17 protein-coding genes and 1 tRNA gene are annotated in these 18,667 nt (G+C 64.0%); 8 read left to right on the forward strand and 10 right to left on the reverse strand.

Annotated features, from left to right (window positions below; translation table 11 throughout):
- Nucleotides 1–110: 110 nt before the first annotated feature.
- The 4 genes from AAFM92_02510 (at nt 111) to AAFM92_02525 (ending at nt 4,675) form a co-directional block, all read left to right on the forward strand.
- Nucleotides 111–1,295: a helix-turn-helix domain-containing protein gene (locus AAFM92_02510; protein MEL7299233.1), complete on the forward strand. Its 1,185-nt coding sequence runs from the start codon at nt 111–113 to the stop codon at nt 1,293–1,295.
- Between the two features lie 80 nt (nt 1,296–1,375).
- Nucleotides 1,376–1,750, forward strand: a complete 375-nt coding sequence (locus AAFM92_02515; GenBank protein MEL7299234.1) for a response regulator — start codon at nt 1,376–1,378, stop codon at nt 1,748–1,750.
- Nucleotides 1,751–1,752: 2 nt separating this feature from the next.
- The gene (locus tag AAFM92_02520) at nt 1,753–2,001 is read left to right on the forward strand and encodes a hypothetical protein (GenBank protein ID MEL7299235.1); all 249 of its coding nucleotides are present in this window, start codon (nt 1,753–1,755) and stop codon (nt 1,999–2,001) included.
- Nucleotides 2,002–2,005: 4 nt separating this feature from the next.
- Nucleotides 2,006–4,675, forward strand: a complete 2,670-nt coding sequence (locus tag AAFM92_02525) for a sensor histidine kinase (GenBank protein ID MEL7299236.1) — start codon at nt 2,006–2,008, stop codon at nt 4,673–4,675.
- A gap of 4 nt (nt 4,676–4,679) precedes the next feature.
- Here AAFM92_02525 and AAFM92_02530 read toward each other — a convergent pair whose 3' ends face one another.
- Complete coding sequence (locus AAFM92_02530; GenBank protein MEL7299237.1) at nt 4,680–5,105, reverse strand: TIGR01244 family sulfur transferase; 426 nt, start codon at nt 5,103–5,105, stop codon at nt 4,680–4,682.
- Nucleotides 5,106–5,234: 129 nt separating this feature from the next.
- Between AAFM92_02530 and AAFM92_02535 the strand changes: the two genes are divergently transcribed.
- Entirely contained in the window at nt 5,235–7,313 is a 2,079-nt protein-coding gene (locus tag AAFM92_02535; protein ID MEL7299238.1) for a 3-hydroxyacyl-CoA dehydrogenase NAD-binding domain-containing protein, read from the forward strand.
- Between the two features lie 4 nt (nt 7,314–7,317).
- Here the strand turns inward: AAFM92_02535 and AAFM92_02540 are convergent, their stop codons facing one another.
- Nucleotides 7,318–7,539, reverse strand: coding sequence for a hypothetical protein (locus tag AAFM92_02540; protein ID MEL7299239.1), 222 nt, complete (start codon nt 7,537–7,539; stop codon nt 7,318–7,320).
- Nucleotides 7,540–7,667: 128 nt separating this feature from the next.
- On the opposite strand from AAFM92_02540, the gene AAFM92_02545 reads away from it, so the two are divergent.
- On the forward strand, nt 7,668–7,946 hold the full coding sequence (locus tag AAFM92_02545) for a DUF2312 domain-containing protein (protein ID MEL7299240.1): 279 nt from the start codon (nt 7,668–7,670) through the stop codon (nt 7,944–7,946).
- Between the two features lie 13 nt (nt 7,947–7,959).
- Here the strand turns inward: AAFM92_02545 and AAFM92_02550 are convergent, their stop codons facing one another.
- Complete coding sequence (locus AAFM92_02550; GenBank protein ID MEL7299241.1) at nt 7,960–8,835, reverse strand: hypothetical protein; 876 nt, start codon at nt 8,833–8,835, stop codon at nt 7,960–7,962.
- Nucleotides 8,836–8,977: 142 nt separating this feature from the next.
- Between AAFM92_02550 and AAFM92_02555 the strand changes: the two genes are divergently transcribed.
- Nucleotides 8,978–9,053, forward strand: a tRNA-Thr gene (locus AAFM92_02555).
- Nucleotides 9,054–9,073: 20 nt separating this feature from the next.
- Here AAFM92_02555 and AAFM92_02560 read toward each other — a convergent pair.
- From AAFM92_02560 to AAFM92_02590, 7 genes are all read right to left on the reverse strand, one after another.
- The gene (locus AAFM92_02560) at nt 9,074–10,561 is read right to left on the reverse strand and encodes a mannitol dehydrogenase family protein (protein ID MEL7299242.1); all 1,488 of its coding nucleotides are present in this window, start codon (nt 10,559–10,561) and stop codon (nt 9,074–9,076) included.
- A complete protein-coding gene (locus AAFM92_02565; protein MEL7299243.1) occupies nt 10,561–11,331 on the reverse strand; it encodes an L-iditol 2-dehydrogenase in 771 nt (256 codons plus the stop codon). The genes AAFM92_02560 and AAFM92_02565 overlap by 1 nt, the downstream gene beginning before the upstream one ends.
- Before the next feature lies 1 nt (nt 11,332).
- The gene (locus AAFM92_02570; protein ID MEL7299244.1) at nt 11,333–12,337 is read right to left on the reverse strand and encodes an ABC transporter ATP-binding protein; all 1,005 of its coding nucleotides are present in this window, start codon (nt 12,335–12,337) and stop codon (nt 11,333–11,335) included.
- Nucleotides 12,338–12,376: 39 nt separating this feature from the next.
- Complete coding sequence (locus AAFM92_02575) at nt 12,377–13,207, reverse strand: carbohydrate ABC transporter permease (GenBank protein ID MEL7299245.1); 831 nt, start codon at nt 13,205–13,207, stop codon at nt 12,377–12,379.
- A gap of 83 nt (nt 13,208–13,290) precedes the next feature.
- Complete coding sequence (locus AAFM92_02580; protein MEL7299246.1) at nt 13,291–14,169, reverse strand: sugar ABC transporter permease; 879 nt, start codon at nt 14,167–14,169, stop codon at nt 13,291–13,293.
- 145 nt (nt 14,170–14,314) lie between these two features.
- Complete coding sequence (locus AAFM92_02585; GenBank protein ID MEL7299247.1) at nt 14,315–15,628, reverse strand: sugar ABC transporter substrate-binding protein; 1,314 nt, start codon at nt 15,626–15,628, stop codon at nt 14,315–14,317.
- A 94-nt stretch (nt 15,629–15,722) separates the two neighbouring features.
- Entirely contained in the window at nt 15,723–16,748 is a 1,026-nt protein-coding gene (locus AAFM92_02590; protein MEL7299248.1) for a LacI family DNA-binding transcriptional regulator, read from the reverse strand.
- A gap of 270 nt (nt 16,749–17,018) precedes the next feature.
- On the opposite strand from AAFM92_02590, the gene AAFM92_02595 reads away from it, so the two are divergent.
- Entirely contained in the window at nt 17,019–18,608 is a 1,590-nt protein-coding gene (locus AAFM92_02595) for an ABC transporter substrate-binding protein (GenBank protein ID MEL7299249.1), read from the forward strand.
- The last annotated feature ends 59 nt before the right edge of the window (nt 18,609–18,667 follow it).

An 18,667-nucleotide genomic window follows, 5' to 3' on the forward strand; every position in this document is an offset into this window, starting at 1 on the left:
CACTTGAAACGCTGAACTTTTTTGTAAATAAATCCACATCTGCTCCTGTGGTGCTGTAAACTTCTTATCTGCGCAGTGCAGAAAGACGCTGAATCGAAAAAGAAATTTCCATGTCGTCTAACCCGCAGCCATCCGCCTTGACCGGCTCCAGAATTCGGGAGCGCCGGCTTTCCATCGAGATGCGGCAAGCGGATCTGGCGCGGGAAGTCGGGATATCGGCAAGCTATCTCAACCTCATCGAGCACAATCGCCGCAGAATCGGAGGCAAGGTCCTTCTGTCGATCGCGACGGCCCTCGATGTGGAGCCTGCCGCGCTCTCGGAAGGCGCGGAGGCGTCTCTGCTGCAGACGCTGGCGGAGGCAGCCAACACGATGGCGGGGACGGCGCGCCCGGCGGAAATCGACCGGGTGGAGGAGCTGGCGGGCCGGTTTCCCGGCTGGGCCTCGCTCATCGCACAGCAGGCCGCGCGCATCGAACGGCTGGAGGAGACGCTCGAGGAGCTCAATGACCGGCTGAGCCACGATCCGTTCCTGTCGGCGCAGGTCCACGAGATGCTGTCGACAATCACGGCGATCCGATCCACAGCCGCCATTCTCGCGGACGATCCCGATATCGAGCCCACATGGCGCAATCGTTTTCACGGCAACCTGCGCGAGGACGCCTTGCGCCTGACCTCCGCAACCGAAGCGCTGGTGACGTATCTCGACACCCAGACCGATGGCGCGGACCCAAAGCAAAGCCCTCAGGACGAGCTCGATGCCTGGCTTGAGCATCGCCGACATTACCTGCCTGAGATCGAGGAGGGGCGGGACGTCGCTCTCCCGGATTTCTCCACTCCGGCGACGCAGCTCGCGCGGGAGTACATCGCGCGCTACACCGACGAGGCGGGGATGCTGCCCGAGGCGCGCCTCGCCGCGCGGATGGCCGAGATCGGCTCAGATCCCCTCGCGCTCGCCCATGACATGGGCTTGCCGCTCGACGTCTTGCTTCGCCGCATGGGCCAGTGTCCTTGCGTCGGCGAGGGGGTGGGGCTCGCGGAATGCGACAGTGATGGCACTCTGATTACCCGGCGCGCGCCGGAGGGATTTCCCATCCCGCGCACCGGTGTTGGCCGGGCGCTCTGGCCGCTCTTCTCTGCACTGGCGCGGCCGCACGTTCCGATCCGCGCGGAACTGCAGGTGGTGGACGGTCAGGGCGCGCGGATGCTCGCCTTCGCCTATGCGGCCACCAGAGACCCTGTGTCCTATGGTGCCGAACCGCTCCTGCGTGGCACGCTCCTCCTGTTGCCAAGCTAGGCTTTGACAACTGCGCCGCAGCGCGGAATGCTGCGCATATAAGAACAGCCGGAAACCGGCGTTTTGGGAGGGCCTTTGCGATGAGCACGGGCAAGCGCGTTCTCTTGATCGAGGACGAGCCGAACATCATCGAAGCCGTGCGCTTCATCCTCAGCCGGGACGGCTGGGCCGTTGACACGCATTCGGATGGGGCGACGGCTCTGGCGGCCTTGGAGCGGCGGATGCCCGATGTTGTCATCCTCGATGCCATGCTTCCCAACAGGTCCGGTTTCGAAATCCTGCGCGATCTGCGGGACCAGCCGGAGACAGCCGATCTCCCCGTTCTGATGCTCACGGCGCGCGGGCAGGCCAAGGATCGCGAGCGCGCCGAGGAGGCGGGCGTCAGCGATTACATGACCAAGCCCTTTTCCAATGCAGAGATGCTGGAGCGGGTGCGCACGCTGTCGAGCCGCTAGCCATGGCGTCTGAAAAGCCACCCATATTCCTCGAGCGCGACGGCTACAGGCGCCGGCGGATTGCAGACGCCGCGCGGATCGTGCCCGTCTTCGGTGGCATCCTCATCATGGTCCCGCTCATCTGGGTCAAAGGACCCGAGGGCGGCATCACGACCGTGCAGGCGTTCCTCTACATCTTCGGCATTTGGGCCATCATGGTGGGGCTCGCAGCGTTCATGTCGCCTTTGCTCAAGCGCATCAGCCGGGGCTAGGGCTTTGGCGAGCTTCAACCTCCTCGTCACCGTCTGCCTCGGCTATGTCGCCTTGCTTTTTGCCGTGGCCGCACTCGCCGAGCGCCGCGCCGCCCGCGGCCAGGTGGCCTGGCTGCACTCTCCGTGGATCTACACGCTTTCACTGTCGGTCTACTGCACGGCCTGGACGTTTTACGGTGCCGTGGGGTTCGCCGCGCGGTCCGGCTTGGAATTCCTCACCATCTATCTCGGCCCGACGGGGGTCCTCATCGGGTGGTGGCTCGTTCTGCGAAAGCTGGTGCGGATCGGGAAGGCGCAAAAGATCACATCCGTGGCGGACCTGATCTCCTCCCGCTTCGGCAAATCGACGTCGCTGGGCGTCCTCGTCACCCTTCTGGCGGTCATCGGAACGACGCCCTACATCGCCCTGCAGCTTCAATCAGTGGTGCTTGGAATATCCGTGTTCGCCGAGGGCGGCTTCGCCGGCCAGAGCGCGGCGCAGACTGCGCTTTGGGTGGCAGCAGGCCTTGCGGTTTTCACCATTCTCTTCGGAACTCGCAACCTCGACGCCAATGAACGCCACCATGGCGTGGTCATGGCCATCGCGGTGGAGGCCGTGGTCAAGCTTCTGGCCCTGCTTGCCGTAGGTGTCTTCGTCGTCTGGGGCCTCGGGGGCGGCATCGCGGACATGGCCGCCCGGATCGATGCCTCTGCGATCTCTCAATGGGAGACGAGCCAGAGCCGCTGGATCGGGCTCACGTTCCTGTCTGCCGCGGCCTTCATCTGCCTTCCGCGCATGTTCCAGGTGCTGGTCGTCGAAAACGCCGACGAGCATCACATGGCCACGGCCAGCTGGGCTTTCCCGGGCTACCTTCTGCTCATGTCGCTCTTCGTGGTGCCCATCGCGGTCATGGGACTTGAGCGGATGCCCGAAGGCACGAACCCCGATCTCTTCGTGCTTACGTTGCCGCTCAGCGAAGGGCAGGGCGGCCTTGCCCTTTTTGCTTTCCTGGGCGGGTTTTCCTCGGCCACCAGCATGGTCATCGTGGCCGCCATCGCGCTCGCAACGATGGTGTCGAACCACATCGTGATGCCCATCTGGCTGCGCGTTCAGGGAGAGCAGGCAAGTGTCACCGGCGATGTGCGCTACGTGCTCATCCTGTCCCGGCGGATCTCGATCGTGGCGATCCTCTTTCTGGGGTATCTTTACTATTCCTTGTCGGGTGGCTCAGAGGCGCTCGCGGCCATCGGCCTGATCTCGTTTGTCGGCGTCGCCCAAGCGCTGCCGGCGATGCTCGGCGGAATTTTCTGGCGGGGTGCCACGCGATTTGGGGCAGGCGCTGGCCTCATTCTCGGAAGTGCCATCTGGGTCTACGCGCTCTTCCTGCCGTCCTTCGGGGCGGGCGCTGTCTTCTCAGAGACCATGCTGGCCAATGGGCCATGGGGCGTGTCGTGGCTCAGGCCCCAGGCGCTTTTCGGCATCGGCGGCCTCGATCCCGTGGTTCACGCGGTCTTCTGGTCGATGCTTCTCAACACCGGGGCGTTTGTCCTCGTCTCGCTCCTGACGTTCCCGACGCCGCTCGAGCGCCTCCAAGGGGCGCAGATCGTCGACGTGTTCGATCTCGCTGGCGGTACCGGTCGCGCGCAATCACACACGGTCGAGAGTGAGGATCTCCTCATCATGGCCCAGCGGATCGTAGGCTCCTCCGATGCGCAGAAGCTCTTTCAGCGAGAGGCGATGCGGCAGGGCAAGCTCGGCTTCCTGCCCGATCCGACACCTGAGTTTCTCGCGCGTCTGGAGCGAGAGCTGGCGGGCTCCGTGGGCGCCGCGACCGCCCATGCCATGGTCAACCAGATCACCGGCGGCAGCGCCGTGACAGTGGAAGAGCTCCTCGCCGTGGCCGATGAGACCGCGCAGATCATGGAGTATTCGAGCCAGCTCGAGGCCAAGTCTGACGAGCAGGCGCGCACCGCCCGGCAGCTTCGCCGCGCAAACGATAAGCTCACCGCGCTCTCTCAGCAGAAGGACGCGTTCCTCAGCCAGATCAGCCATGAGCTCCGGACCCCGATGACCTCCATCCGGGCCTTCTCCGAGATCTTGCGTGACGAAGGCCTCGAAGTCGAAGAGCGCCAGAAATTTGCCCGGGTGATCTACGACGAGACCACCCGATTGACGCGGCTCCTCGATGATCTCTTGGACCTCAGCGTCTTGGAAAACGGGCAGGTCAGCCTCGAGACACAGACCGCGTCCCTCGGGGCCGTGATCGACAGATCGCTCGCGGCGGCAACCCTCGGCACCCGGCTCAAGGTGCGGCCGCGGCAAGGTGCGGATATCGTGATCGAAACGGATGTGGGCCGCCTGTCCCAGGTCTTCATCAACTTGATCCGCAATGCCGAGAAGTACTGCGATGCCGAGGCCCCGCAGCTCTCTATCCGCGTGCGTCAGCTCGACGGTGAAGTGGCCATCGATTTCATCGACAATGGAAAGGGCATTCCCGCATCCGAGCGCGATGTCATCTTCGAGAAGTTCGCGCGTCTTTCGGACACCCAGCGCGCGGGCGGCGCCGGTCTCGGCCTGGCCATCTGCCGGGAAATCATGACCGCGCTCAAGGGCACCATCAGCTACTTGCCGGGGCAGGGCGGGGCCGCGTTCCGCGTGACGCTCCCGCGCAGCATCGCACTGGCGGCAGAATAGGCGGCTACTTTTTTGCGAGCGCGTCCAGTTGAGGCGCGAGATGTGAGAGCTCGTAGCCGGCTTTCCCGGTGGCGGAGAGGATCTCCTCCGTCGTCCTATGCCCAGCCTGCGACAGCGACCAGAGGATTGAGGACCGGGTGCCCGAGGCACAATAGGCGAGAACCGGCCCCGTCGCCTCCTTCTGCGCGGCGGCCTGTCTCTCGACGTGACCCATCGAAAGCTCTGCATGGACGAGCGGGTTGTCCACAAAGGTCAGCCCGGCGGCCTCCACGGCGGCTTTTAGAACCTCGCCGTGCAACTCCATCGGCACTTCGCCATCCGGCCGATTACAGATCACCGTCGTGAAACCAGCTTCTTTTATTTCCGGTATGTCTTCCGGCTCGATTTGCGGGGTGACGGCGTAGTCGGGGGTGATGGTACGAATATCCATGCTGTTGCCTACTGCGCGCGCCTCTGCGCGTAAAGTTGAATAGGCGCGGCGAGGCTTGCGGCGCGGCGGGCTTTTCCGCAGAGTTATCCACAAGCAGGCAAGGATGCCGCCAGGAAAATGGGGCACGTCATGGCAGAGTATGTAGGCTACCGTGCGCGAGACGGCGTGGCGGTGCTGGAAATCGACAATCCACCGGTGAACGCACTCTCACAGGCCGTGCGCCAGGCGCTGCTTCGGGCTTTCGAGCGGGCGTCCGACGACACGTCGGTCCATGCGATCGTGCTCATCGGGACGGGCCGCGCTTTTTCCGCGGGGGCCGATATCCGCGAATTCGACCAGCCGAGCGCCGAGCCGTCCCTGCCGGAACTGTGCGACGCGCTGGAAGCGAGTACGAAGCCCGTCGTGGCCTGTCTTCATGGCGCCGCTCTCGGGGGCGGCTACGAACTGGCCTTGGCCGCGCATGGCCGCTTGGCGCTCGCAGGCACGCGTATCGGCTTTCCGGAGATCAACCTCGGACTTCTCCCCGGCGCGGGCGGCACGCAGCGCTTCCCGCGCGTGGCCGGGATCGACGCGGCGGTTGAGCTGATGTTGAGCGGCAAGCCCGTGACGCTGAAAGAGCCGATGGAGCATTCCTTCGTCGACGGTTTGGTCGAGGGAGACTTGCTCTCCGCCGGTATCGCGCTGGCCCATGCCCTCAGGGAAGACCCTTTGAAGCCCACGAAGGACCGCAGGGAGGCTTTCGCCGACGGCATGGCGTATCAGGCCGCGATTGCCCGGGCCCGCTCGAGCGTGAGCTCGCATCCCACCCGCGCCGCCGCGGCCATTGTCGATTGCCTGGAAGCGGCATCCCTGCTGCCGTTTCGCGCAGGGCTCGCGCTCGAGCGCGACCTCTTCTTGGAGCTCCGGGAGACCAATGAGGCAGCAGCTTTGCGTCATGCCTTCCTGGCCGTGCGAGAAGCCGTGAAGCCCCGCGAGGGGCTGCCGGCCGGCCGGGCGATCCAGAAGGTGGGGCTCATCGGAGGCGGTCTCATGGGCGCAGGCATCGCCGTCACCTGTCTCGACGCAGGCTGCTCCGTCCAGCTCCTCGAGAAGAGCGCTGATGCCGCCGTCACGGCGCGGACCCGCGTCGAGGGCATTTATGATCGCGCCATCGCCCGTGGCAGGCTGACCGAGGCCGCGCGAAATGCGCGACTGGCGCGCCTGAACTGCACTGCGAACCTCCCGGATATCGCACGGTGCGAGCTGGTCCTGGAATGCGTGGACGAAGACGCCGCGCTCAAGACGCGCCTGCTGAGCGACGCCGGTGCGGTCATGGCCTCGGACGCCATCCTTGCCTCCAACACCTCCTACTCGGACATCGACATGCTGGCGAAGGCGAGCGGTCGCCCGGACCGTTTCGTGGGCCTGCACTTTTTCGCGCCCGCCCATGTGCAGGCGCTCGTGGAAGTCGGCGTCGGCTCGGATACCGCGCCCGAGGTCGAAGCGACCGCCATGGCCTTTGCGACCGCGCTGGGCAAGAAACCGATCCGCGTGACCGCCACCGAGGGCCTCCTCGCCAATCGCCTCCTCGCGGCATACCGGCTCGCCGCGGACGGTTGTCTCGCGCGGGGCGCGACGCCCTACGAGGTCGATGAAGCCATGCGCGCCTACGGCTTTGGCATTGGCCCCTACGAGAGTTTCGACCTCTCGGGGCTCGACATCTCGGCCGCATTTCGCGCGAGCTACGCGGAGCTTCGCGGTGGCCGCCGTTTCGACATCGCCGACTTGCTCTGCCAGGAGGGCCGGCTCGGCCAAAAGACCGGACGCGGCTTCTACATTTACGACGATGCCAAAGATCCCCGCCGGGGTAGGGAAGACGATGCTCTCCTTGCCATGATCGACGCCGAGCGAGAGCGCCGAGGATACGAGGCTCAAAGCCTCAAACCTTACGCGATTCAGGAGGCCTGCCTTCTGGCGATGATGAACGAGGGCGGGCGGCTTCTGGACGAAGGCATTGCGGAACGGGCAGGGGATATCGACGTGGTGATGATCTTCGGCTTCGGGTTCCCGCGTCACCGGGGCGGTCCGATGAAGGCGGCGGAGCTGTCAGGCCTCCTCAGGCACCTGCGCCGCCTCGAAGACCTGGCCCGACGAGATCCCTTCTGGACACCGTCGGAAACGCTGCGGGAGGCCGTGAAGAACGGCAACAGGTTCTCCGCCGTCCTCTGAGCGTTCAGCGTAGCGCAAGCCCGATCACGAGCATCGCGATGCCGAGCGCGGAGACGGCGAGGGACCCGAGGTTCCAGGGGATCAGTTGCGCGAGGCGCGCGCGCATGGCCTCGTCGTCGAGCTTTGCCGCCTTCGCGCGGGCAGCGGACGCGATGCAGTATCCAAGGCCCGAGAGACCGACAAGCGTGATCACCACACCAATGGGAGCAAGGGCCGAGATGATCATGGCGACCTCCTGAGTAGTCCTGCGCCCGATAACCGAGCGAGGCGTCCGCGCCAACCCCTTCTAATCCGCTTGCGGCGCGCGCGGCAGCGCACTATCCGAGCGGCTCACGCATCAGTCAGGAGCCATCGATGTCAGACCTCTCCACCGATCCCTCCAGCGACGGCGCATCAGACTCCTATCGCGTCACTGCCGGTGAGCTGCGCCAATTCATCGAGCGCTTCGAGCGCCTCGAGGCAGAGAAGAAGGACCTCGCGGAGCAGCAGAAAGAGGTCATGGCGGAGGCCAAGGCACGGGGCTACGACACGAAGGTCATGCGCAAGATCGTGGCACTGCGGAAGCGTGACAAGGACGATATCGCCGAGGAAGAAGCCGTCCTCGACATGTACAAGGCCGCGCTCGGCATGTGAGCCGACCCCCGCATCAGGGGGTGATCAGCGTCACCCCGTGGATGCGTTCGATGGCGTAGACGTCTTCCTCGTAGGCCTGCGTCATGGCGTCGACGACCTCGTGCGTCCAGCCAGGCATGTCGAGCTCTTCCTCAAGTTCTTCCTCGAGCGCGAACTTGTCGAGAAAGGCCGCGATGATGCGGCGCTTCTGTATCTCCGTCTGGGGTGGATGGCTCTTTAGGTAACTCAAGAAGCGCTGGAAGCCTTCTTGCGTCATGATCTCGCTCAAGAGGTCGAAGCCGCCGACGATCGGCACCCCGTGTTCGATCCCGGAGACCTCTTGCACGACCTGTGACCAGATCAGTGGCGTATCCTCGTTGCACCAGACCGTGAGCTCCGCCGCCGGCAGCGCTTCGCGCAGGCGCAGGATCACGTCAGACCACCGCAGTGCCAACGGATCCATCTCTGCCCGGATCTGGTCCCGCACGTTCTCTGGCAGGCTCTTGAGCACCGCGGGCACGAAGGTCGCCGGGTTCCTGATGCCCATGTGCAGCTCGATCTTGTCGCGCTCGAAGAGCCGGCCAAAGGCCTCCACGCGCGACGGGCCGAGGCTGTAGAATTCCCTGTTCTCGAACACACGTGCCGAGATGCAGCAGAAGTTCGGATTGCTCATGACCACGCGGTCGGCCTCGTCATCTCCGAGGATGGCGTCGAGCATCTCGTCGCGGCTCACCGCGGGCTGCGTGCCGCCGGCCATGGCCTGAAGCGTTTCCCGGACGAGTTTCCTGTAGCGCCCCGGATTGGGGACCGCGATCCCGCGCTCGGCAAGGCTCTCTCGGTTTTTGAGGAGACACCTCAGGAGCCGGTCTTCATCGGTCTCGTGCGCGCCGATATGGTAAACGATTTCCATGCTTGCTCGGGCCTAGGGAGGCTTTCTTGGCTCGTGGTGACGGCATCGATGTTATTTCCGGATTTCGGATGGCGCGCAACCACAGCCGAAGCCGCGCGAAGGGCTTGCGTGCTCTCACGGCACCGCGTATCTGCCCTGCCGTGCCCCTATAGCTCAGCTGGTAGAGCAACTGATTTGTAATCAGTGGGTCGGGAGTTCGAGTCTCTCTGGGGGCACCATTGCGGCTCTTTGGGCGATGTCAGGCCGAGCCCGCCTGCGCATACCGCGTGATGGCCGCGCGACTGCCGTCGTTCCAAATCATCTCCAGCCAGTCGCAGAAGTGGTCGGCGAAGCCTCGGTTTTTTGCCAGCTCATCGTAGACATGCCGTTGCTCGATCCAAGCTCTAGGAGCGCCACGCGCACGCTCGGCGGCCTTTTGCAGGGCATCCCAATGCGGGTCATTGGGCTCGATCACGCGGCCATCTTCGCTGGTGCCCGCGCACATGCGCGCCCAGAGGGCCTCGGTGAGCGCGAGACCTTCGACAGAGCCCCCGGCTGCGATGGCGTCGCGCAGGATCGGAAGGACGAAGCCGGGATGCCGCGAGGAGCCATCGAAGGCCACACGCCGCGTGGTGTCATGGATCTTGTCGTTTGCGAAGCGGCGCTCGATCAGCTTGAGGTACTCGAGGGGTGTCATCCCCGGGACGGCGGCCACATAGGGCGCGACTTCTTCTGACTGTGCCTTGCGGAAAAAGGCGGCGATGTCGTCGTCGGCCATGCAGGCGGCGATGGTGGGCGCGCCGAGGAGCTCTCCCACATTGGCCAGCATCTGGTGCCCGGCATTGAGCATCCGGATTTTCATCGTCTCGTAGAGATGCACATCATTCGTGAGTGTCGCGCCCGCGTCTTCCCAAGGGGGGCGACCCGCGCAAAAGCGATCTTCGATGACCCATTGCCGGAAGTTCTCGTGCGTGACCGGGGCTGCGTCCTCGATCCCGAGGTCCCGCGCGAGAGCGAGCTCACTGGGACCGGTGGCGGGCACGATGCAGTCCACCATGGCATTGGGGAAGGATGCGTTGGCCTCGATCCAGCCCGCAAGATCCGGATCGGCCATCCGGGCAAGCCCGACGACCGTCTGTTTCAGCACGTCGCCATTGTGCTGAAGATTGTCACAGCACTGTCCGGTGAAGGCGCTCTCCCCCGCGTCCCGCCTGCGTCTGAGGGCCTCCACCATGGCGCCAAACGCGGTGCGCGGTGACCGCGGGTGCTCCGCGTCGTGCATGATGTCGGGATGCGTGGTGTCGAGGGCGCCATGCCCATCGCGGTAGTATCCGCCTTCCGTCACCGTCAGCGCCACGATGCGGATCTCGGAGCGTGCCATCATGTCGATCAGGGCGCCATGCCCTTCCTCGATCGGAAGAAAGTCGATCATCGCGCCCGTCACTTCCGTCGACGTGCTCGACGGGTCGAGCTCGATGAGCGTGGTCAGGCAATCCTGAGATGTGAGGCGCTCGCGCATGGCAGCGTCAGCGGGTCTCACACCGGCGCCGATGATCGCCCAGTCGAGCGCCTTGCCCTCCTGCATGAGTCGGTGGAGGTACCACGCCTGATGCGCCCGGTGAAAATTGCCGAGGCCGATATGCACAATGCCCGGTGTGAGGCGCGAGCGATCGTAGCGCGGTACGAGGACCTCCGCGGGCAGATTGCCGAGGTTCGCGTCGCTGAGTTTGACCGGGCCCTCTGCCATCAGCTCATCCAATTACCGCCATCCACACCGAAGGTCTGGGCGACGATATAGTCGGCCTCCGGGGTCGCGAGGAAGACTGCCATGCCTGCCAGGTCCTGCGCGGTACCCATGCGCCCGAAGGGCACGGCCGCGCCGACCTCTTTTTTCTTCTGACCGGGCGCCTTGCCTTCGTATTTGGCAAAGAAGGCATCGACCCCGTCCCAATGCTCGCCATCCACGACGCCGGGCGCAATGGCGTTGACGTTGATGCCGTGGCGAATGAGGTCGAGCCCGGCGGATTGCGTGAGCGAGATCACGGCGGCCTTGGAGGCGCAATAGACGGCGACGAGGGGCTCTCCCCTTCGGCCTGCCTGGCTCGCCATGTTGATGATCGTGCCCTTGGTCCCGTGCTTGATCATGTGCCGCGCGACGGCCTGAAGGGTGAAAAGCGTCCCGGCGACATTGATGTCGAAGACGCGGGCATAATCGGCGCGCTCGATGTCCACGATCGGCGCCGCCGTGAAGAGCGCTGCATTGTTGACCAGAATGTCCACGGGCCCGAACGTTGCCTCGCTCTGCGCGATCGCGGCCTCGATGCTCCGAGGATCCGTGACGTCCATCTCCACCGCGTGGGCGGCCTCGCCGATCTCCGCGGCCGTTGCCTCTGCCCGGAGCACGTCGATATCCCCGATCACGACGCGCGCGCCTTCCCTCACATAGGCTTCCGCAAAGCTTCGACCGATGCCGCGGGCGGCGCCCGTGATGAGCGCTGTCTTTCCAGCGAGCCGCATATCAGGCGAGCCGCAGCCCGTCAGGACCAAAGCGGTGGATCTCGTCGTGGCGCGGTGAGAGGTGGATCGTGTCCCCATGGCGGAGGCTCACATCCCCGATGGCGCGCACGGTGAGTGTCTCGGCGAGGCCAGTGTTGTGGATGTGAAAGAACGTGTCCGACCCGAGATGCTCGGCCACGCCCACGGTGCCCGACCATTCCCCGCCATCTTGCACGACGTCGATATGCTCCGGGCGGATGCCGATGGTTTGAGCGCCATGGCTTTTTGCCGCCTCCCCGGTGATGAGGTTCATCTTGGGCGACCCGATGAACCCGGCGACGAAGAGATTGCGGGGCGTCCGGTATAGCTCCAGCGGGCTGCCGACCTGTTCGATGACCCCGGCCTGCAGCACGACGATCTTGTCGGCCATCGTCATGGCTTCCACCTGGTCGTGGGTCACGTAGATCATCGTCGTCTTGAGGCGCTCGTGAAGCTCGCTGATCTCGAGCCGCATGCCCACGCGCAGGGCCGCGTCGAGATTGGAGAGGGGCTCGTCGAAGAGGAAGGCCGCGGGCTCTCGCACGATGGCGCGCCCGATCGCCACGCGCTGCCTCTGGCCGCCCGAGAGCTGGCCCGGGCGCCGGTCGAGGTAGTCGGTGAGATTGAGGACGGCTGCGGCACCCTCCACCCGCCTCGTGATTTCGGAGGGGTCGAGCTTGGCCATGCGCAGCGGAAAGGCGATGTTCTTGCGGACACTCATATGCGGGTAGAGCGCATAGGACTGGAAGACCATGGCGAGCCCCCGCCGTGCCGGGACGACGGATGTGGCGTCTTTGCCGTCGATCTCGATGGCGCCGGTGGTGATGTCCTCGAGGCCCGCGATGAGCCTGAGAAGCGTGGACTTGCCGCATCCGGACGGGCCCACGAACACCGTGAACTCCCCGTCCTCAATGGTGAGATCGAGAGGCGGGATGACTTCCACATCCCCGAAGCTTTTGGTGACCTGATTGAGTTGGATCTGTCCCATGCGTTTTCCTTTGCGCGTCGGCCTGGCTTCGGCAGAGCTTTATTTCACGGCACCGAAGGTGAGGCCGCGGACGAGTTGCTTTTGGCTGAACCAGCCGAGGATGAGGATCGGCGCGATGGCCATGGTGGAGGCCGCGCTGAGCTTGGCGAAGAAGAGGCCCTCGGGGCTCGAATAGCTCGCGATGAAGGCGGTGAGCGGCGCGGCGCTCGCGGCTGTCAGGTTCAACGTCCAGAACGCCTCGTTCCAGGCGAGAATGAAGTTCAGGAGAACGGTGGAGGCGATCCCCGGCACGGCCATGGGGGTCAGCACGTAGAGGATTTCTTCGCGCAGACGCGCGCCGTCCATGCGCGCGGCCTCGAGGATCTCGCCGGGGATTTCCTTGAAGTAGGTGTAGAGCATCCAAACGATGATCGGCAGGTTGATCAGCATCAGCACGAGAATGAGCCCGCCCCGCGTGTCCAGAAGATTGAACTCCACGAAGATAAGCGAGATCGGATAAAGAACCCCGACCGCAGGCAGCATCTTCGTGGAGAGCATCCAGAGCAGGATGTCCTTCGTGCGCCGCGAGGGCACGAACGCCATGGACCACGCGGCCGGCACCGCGATGAGGATGCCAAGGAGCGTGGAGCCCCCGGCGATGAAGACGGAGTTCCAAAGGAAGCGCATGTAGTCGGAGCGGTCCTGCACCACCGCGTAGTTCTCCAACGTCCAATCGAAGTTGAAGAAGAGCGGCGGGTCGTTGATCGCCTGCGCCTCGGTTTTGAAGCTGGTCAAAATCGTCCAGTAGATCGGAAAGAAGATGATGAGCGCGATCGTCCAGGCGGCGGCCGTGGTGAGGATCTTGCGGCGGGGCGTGATGGCGCGGGCCATGTCAGGTCCTTCCCGTTGGGCGCGTGGCCCTCATGTGCAGAGGGGGACGCGCGGCGGTGCGCGGGGCAGGGGAGGGGCAACGATCAGGCATCGAGGTTCTTCCCGACAATGCGCATGAGGAAGATCGCCACGATGTTGGCAAGGATGATTGCGTAAACGCCGCCCGCGGACCCTAGTCCGATGTTCTGGCTGTCGATGACGCGCTGGAAAATGAGGTAGGTGAGCGTCCGGGTCCCGAAGGCGCCGCCCGTCGTCACGAAGATCTCCGCGAAAATCGACAGGAGGAAAATGGTCTGGATCAGGATCACGATCGTGATCGCGCGGCTCAGATGCGGCAGCACGATGTGCCAGAAGCGCTTGAGCGGCGGTGCCCCGTCCATCTCGGCGGCTTCGAGCTGTTCGCTGTCGAGCGACTGGATCGCCGTGAGCAGGATCAGCGTCGCGAACGGCAGCCATTGCCAGGACACGATGAGGACGATGGAGCCGAGCGGCACGTCCGAGAGCCAGGAGATCGGGTCAGCCCCGAAGAAGCGCCAAAGATGCGCGAAGATGCCGTTCACCGGGTCCATGAGCATGTTCTTCCAGACCAGCGCGGAGACGGTCGGCATCACGAAAAACGGTGCGATGACGAGGATCCGCACGGCTCCCTGACCCCACATCGGCTGATCAAGGAGCATCGCGAGCAGCACGCCAAGAACCACCGTGATCAGGAGCACGCCGCCGACCATGACAAGCGTCGTTTGCACACTGGGCCAGAAAGAGCTCGAAGACAGGAAGCGGGCGTAATTCTCGAAGCCGACCCAGTCCAAGCCGCGCTCCAGGCTGTCCCCGCGCAGGGGCAGGTAGCGCTTGAACGAAAAGAAGAGCGTCATCGTGAGCGGCACGAGCATCCAGCCGAGAAGCAGGATGACCGCCGGGGCCATCATCACGCGGGCTGCAGATCGGGAGGCTTTGGTTGCCATCGGTCAGCTTTCTGGATCAGGCGTTTCGATCGGCTTCATGGGAAGCGTCCAACATGCAGACCAGCGCTCGTGGCGGTGGCCGTGTTGGCTCGAAAGGGAAATCCGAGGGCAACTTGCGCCGCCCCCGGACTGGGAGGACCCGTTTCTAGCGGTAGCCCGCCGCTTCCATCGCGTCGTTCACGATGGCCTGCGCCTTGCCGAGTGCCTCGTCGACCGACTGCTGCCCGGCATAGACCGCCGAGAACTCCTGGCTCACCTCGGTCCAGAAGCCGGCCCATTCCGGGATGGCTGCGAACTGGATGCCGACGTAGGGGACAGGGTCCACGGTCGGATTGTTCGGGTCAGCGGACAGGATGGAGTCGAGCGTCTTTTGGGCGAAGGCCACCTCCTGATACTCCGGCGTCTCATAGAGCGACTGCCGCGCGCCCGGAGGGACATTGGCCCAGCCTTCGTTCTCCGCGACGAGTTCAATGTAGTCCTTGGAGGTCGCCCATTCGATGAACTGCTTGGCCTCGGCCTCCTGCTGGGTGCCCGCAGGAATTGCGAGAGCCCAGGCCCAGAGCCAGTTGGAGCGCTTGCCCAGACCGTTGTCGGGTGCCAGCGCGAAACCCACGCTGTCGGCCACGGTGCTGTCATCGCCGGTCACGAAGGACGCGGCCACGGTGGCGTCGATCCACATGCCGCACTTGCCCTGATTGAAGAGCGACAGGTTCTCGTTGAAGCCGTTCGTGGCGTAGCCCGTCGGGCCGCTCTCGTTCATCATGTCGACGAAGAAGGTGAGGGTGTTGTTCCACTCTTCGCTGTCGAGCTGCGCGTTCCAGTTTTCATCGAACACGCGTGCGCCGAACGAGTTGGCCATGGCATTGATGAAGGCGCCGCCTTCACCCCAGCCAGCCTTGCCACGCAGGCAGATGCCGTTGATGTCGTTGTCGCGGTCGGTCATTGCCGCCGCTGCCTCACGGATGAATTCCCAGCTCGGCGCGTCAGGCATCTCCAGACCGGCTGCCTCCATCAGGTCGGTGCGGAACATGACCATGGAGCTTTCGCCGTAAAACGGTGCCGCAAAGAGCGTGCCGTCGTGGCTCAGACCCCCACGCATGGCGGGCAGGATGTCGTCGACGTCGTACTCGGCGGAAAGATCATCGAGCGGCACGAGCCACTCATTGGAGCCCCAGATCGGGGCTTCGTACATCCCGATCGTCATGATGTCGAAAGCACCGCCATTCGTGGTGATGTCAGTGGTGACACGCTGGCGAAGGACGTTCTCCTCGAGGGTCACCCACTCGACCGCGATCCCGCTCTCTTCCGTAAATTGGTCGGTGTATCGCTGCATGCGGATCATGTCGCCGTTATTGACGGTGGCGATCGTGATCGTCGCGCTGTGGCCATCTGCGAAGGCAGCCGAGCTGGCAATGATTGCAAGCGAACTGGCCGCACAGAGTGCAGTCATCTTACGCATCCGTTTTCCTCCCTAACTGGATGATCTCTCAACGCTAGTGGAGGAACTGCCGCGGCGTCAATGAATTATTTACGCGCGTTAAAAATACACGGTCCTAGGCGCTGTCGCGCATGAGAAGCTTGCCCTCTATTCGCGTGCTTTTCCAAGCATCTACGTTGCCCTCGATCGCACGGAAGAGCGTGTCGACCGCGGTCTTGGAGACGGTGTCATAGTCGTGGGAAATGGTTGTCAGCGGTGGGCACGTATAGCGCGAATGCGGGTGCCCATCCTGGCCTGCCACACGAATCGCGCAGTCCGGATCGCGCCCGATCTTCAGCCCCCGTTCATAGCAGGCTGTGAGCAATCCGATGGCGAGGCGGTCGTTGCTGCAAAGCACCGTGTTGGTCCTGAAAAGGCCCTTCGCCAGGGCCTCATGGCCGCCCACGCGCCCGATCTCCTCGAAGCCCCAGCCTTCTCCGTCGATCGATACGACCTGCGGGTCGTGGCCGAAGCTCTCCATGGCGTTGATGTAGGCCTGGCGACGGCGGTGGGCGTTGGGGTTGGCGGGGGTCTTCATCTCGAAGAAGCAAGGGGGCTCCCCCGTGCGGCAGAGGTAGTCGGCGATATGCGTGGTGAACTGGGCGTTGTCGGAGCCCACGAATGCGAGGCCGAGCTCGTCCACGGAGCTGTCGAAGATCAGCGTCGGCACGTCTTCGCAGAAGCGGCGGAGGGCCTCCTTGTTCGACGTTCGGCCAAGCGGCGCAAGCAGCACGCCCGCAGGCTTGAGGGCGCGAAGATTGTCGAGCAGTTCCTCCTCGTGAGACGCGCTGCCATGGGCGCTGAAGAGCGTCGGGCGGTAGCCCGCGTGGATACACCGCTCCTCGAGCGTGCGCGCGATCTCGGCAAAATAGGGGTCGACGAGAAGAGGCACGACAATGCCGATCGTCTTCGTCAGCTTCCGGTTCTGGTTCACCGCGTAGATGTTGGGCCGATACTCATGCTCCCGCAGGGCAGCCTCGATGCGCTCGCGAATTTTTGGACGAACACTCGAGGGATCGTTGAAGAATTTTGAGACGGTCGGGCGTGAGATGCCGCTGACGGCGGCGAACTCTTCCATGTTCCGAATTCTCGTCTTTGTCATCTCCGGCACCCGCTTGAATGGGACCAGATTACAATTTATCGCGCGGCAAAAATCAATGTTCTGGAAGAAACAATCGGCAAGCTCCTCATGTCGCATGACAATTCGGCACCCTGCGGGCGCTCTGCCCGCCAATAGATCATCGATGCAAGAGCGCGCGAGCGTGTGCCCGGTTTTTCATCGGATTGGCCTTTCCCTCCGACGCGCGGCATGATGAGGTATCGTGATAGGCCGCGTCCCAAGGCGGCACGACACACGATCAGGGAGAACACCATGACCAAGCTCACAGGCTTCATGGCCATGGCCACGCTTTTGTCGACGACGACACTGGCAACGGCCGAGACACTGCGCTGGGCGCGCGCGGGCGACGCGCTGACGCTCGATCCCCACGCGCAGAACGAGGGGCCGACGCACACGATCCGGCACCAGATGTACGAGCCGCTCATCATCCGCGACACGACCGGAGCCTTCGAGCCCGCCCTTGCCACGTCGTGGTCCCCCAGCGAGGAAGATCCAAACGTCTGGATATTCGAACTTCGTGAGGGTGTGACCTTCCACGGGGGCGAAGAGTTCACCGCCGAGGACGTCGTGTTTTCCTACGAGCGCGCGAAGCAGCCGAACTCCGACATGAAAGAACTGATCGGCTCGATCACCGAGGTGCGCGCAGTCGACGATTTCACCATCGAGATGGTCACCGACGGGCCGAACCCGATCCTTCCTTCGAACCTCACCAACCTCTTCATCATGGACAAGGGCTGGTCCGAGGCGAACAACACCGTGAACGTGCAGGATTTCGAGGGCGGCGAGATCACCTTTGCCACCACGAACGCCAACGGCACCGGGCCCTACATGCTCCAATCCCGTGAGCCCGACGTGCGCACGGTCATGGTCCGCAACGACGACTACTGGGGCATCGACGAGTTCCCCATGGAAGTGACGGAGATCGTCTACACGCCGATCCAGAACGCCGCGACCCGCGTGGCGGCGCTCCTGTCAGGCGAGGTCAATTTCCTTCAGGACATGCCGGTGCAAGACCTCGCCCGGGTCGATGACGCCGAGGGCCTCGTCGTCAAGCAGGCGCCGCAGAACCGGGTGATCTTCTTCGGGATGAACCAGGGCGCGGCCGATATCGAGGCAGACAACGTCGACGGGGCCAACCCGCTCGCCGATGTGCGCGTGCGCAAGGCCATGTCCATGGCCATCAATCGCGATGCCATCCAGCAGGTCGTCATGCGCGGCCAGTCCGAGCCCGCGGGCATGATCGCGCCTCCCTTCGTGAATGGCTGGACCGCGGAGATGGACGCCGAGTCCTCCACCGACATCGCCATGGCGCAAGAGCTCATGGCCGAGGCAGGCTATGGCGATGGCTTCTCCATCCGGCTCGATTGCCCCAACGACCGCTACATCAACGACGAGGCGATCTGCCAGGCGGCCGTGGGCATGCTGGGCCAGATCGGCGTCACGGTGAACCTCGACGCCAAGCCCAAGGCACAGCACTTCCCGCTCATCACTGACGGGCAGACCGACTTCTACATGCTGGGCTGGGGCGTGCCGACCTATGACAGCGAGTACGTCTTCAACTTCCTCGTCCATGGCCGCGAGAGCGACATCGGCACGTGGAACGGCACGGGCTTCGACAACGACGAGATCGACGCCAAGATCAGGTCGCTGGCATCGAACACCGACCTCGAGGCGCGCAATGCCGACATCGCCGATATCTGGCGCGTTGTGCAGGACGAAGCGCTTTACATCCCCATTCACCACCAGGTGCTGAACTGGGGCATGGCCGAGGGCGTGGGGATCGAGGTCGATCCCGAGGATCAGCCCAAGGTGAAGTATTTCACCATGAGCACCATGAACTAAGTCCCGAGGGCCGCCTGGTTTCCGGGCGGCCCTTCCCTTTGGTCCGCAACAACCAAGGA

The organism is Pseudomonadota bacterium, assembly GCA_038533575.1.
In the GTDB taxonomy this organism is placed as follows: domain Bacteria; phylum Pseudomonadota; class Alphaproteobacteria; order Rhodobacterales; family Rhodobacteraceae; genus Shimia_B.

Coding starts and splice junctions, on each gene's coding strand:
- AAFM92_02595 (MEL7299249.1), top strand. CDS start 17,019: ATGACCAAGCTCACAGGCTTCATGGCCATGGCCACGCTTTTGTCGACG.
- AAFM92_02535 (MEL7299238.1), top strand. CDS start 5,235: ATGGCAGAGTATGTAGGCTACCGTGCGCGAGACGGCGTGGCGGTGCTG.
- AAFM92_02560 (MEL7299242.1), bottom strand. CDS start 10,561: ATGGCAGAGGGCCCGGTCAAACTCAGCGACGCGAACCTCGGCAATCTG.
- AAFM92_02545 (MEL7299240.1), top strand. CDS start 7,668: ATGTCAGACCTCTCCACCGATCCCTCCAGCGACGGCGCATCAGACTCC.
- AAFM92_02590 (MEL7299248.1), bottom strand. CDS start 16,748: ATGACAAAGACGAGAATTCGGAACATGGAAGAGTTCGCCGCCGTCAGC.
- AAFM92_02530 (MEL7299237.1), bottom strand. CDS start 5,105: ATGGATATTCGTACCATCACCCCCGACTACGCCGTCACCCCGCAAATC.
- AAFM92_02575 (MEL7299245.1), bottom strand. CDS start 13,207: ATGGCCCGCGCCATCACGCCCCGCCGCAAGATCCTCACCACGGCCGCC.
- AAFM92_02585 (MEL7299247.1), bottom strand. CDS start 15,628: ATGCGTAAGATGACTGCACTCTGTGCGGCCAGTTCGCTTGCAATCATT.
- AAFM92_02565 (MEL7299243.1), bottom strand. CDS start 11,331: ATGCGGCTCGCTGGAAAGACAGCGCTCATCACGGGCGCCGCCCGCGGC.
- AAFM92_02540 (MEL7299239.1), bottom strand. CDS start 7,539: ATGATCATCTCGGCCCTTGCTCCCATTGGTGTGGTGATCACGCTTGTC.
- AAFM92_02580 (MEL7299246.1), bottom strand. CDS start 14,169: ATGGCAACCAAAGCCTCCCGATCTGCAGCCCGCGTGATGATGGCCCCG.
- AAFM92_02520 (MEL7299235.1), top strand. CDS start 1,753: ATGGCGTCTGAAAAGCCACCCATATTCCTCGAGCGCGACGGCTACAGG.
- AAFM92_02510 (MEL7299233.1), top strand. CDS start 111: ATGTCGTCTAACCCGCAGCCATCCGCCTTGACCGGCTCCAGAATTCGG.
- AAFM92_02570 (MEL7299244.1), bottom strand. CDS start 12,337: ATGGGACAGATCCAACTCAATCAGGTCACCAAAAGCTTCGGGGATGTG.
- AAFM92_02550 (MEL7299241.1), bottom strand. CDS start 8,835: ATGGAAATCGTTTACCATATCGGCGCGCACGAGACCGATGAAGACCGG.
- AAFM92_02515 (MEL7299234.1), top strand. CDS start 1,376: ATGAGCACGGGCAAGCGCGTTCTCTTGATCGAGGACGAGCCGAACATC.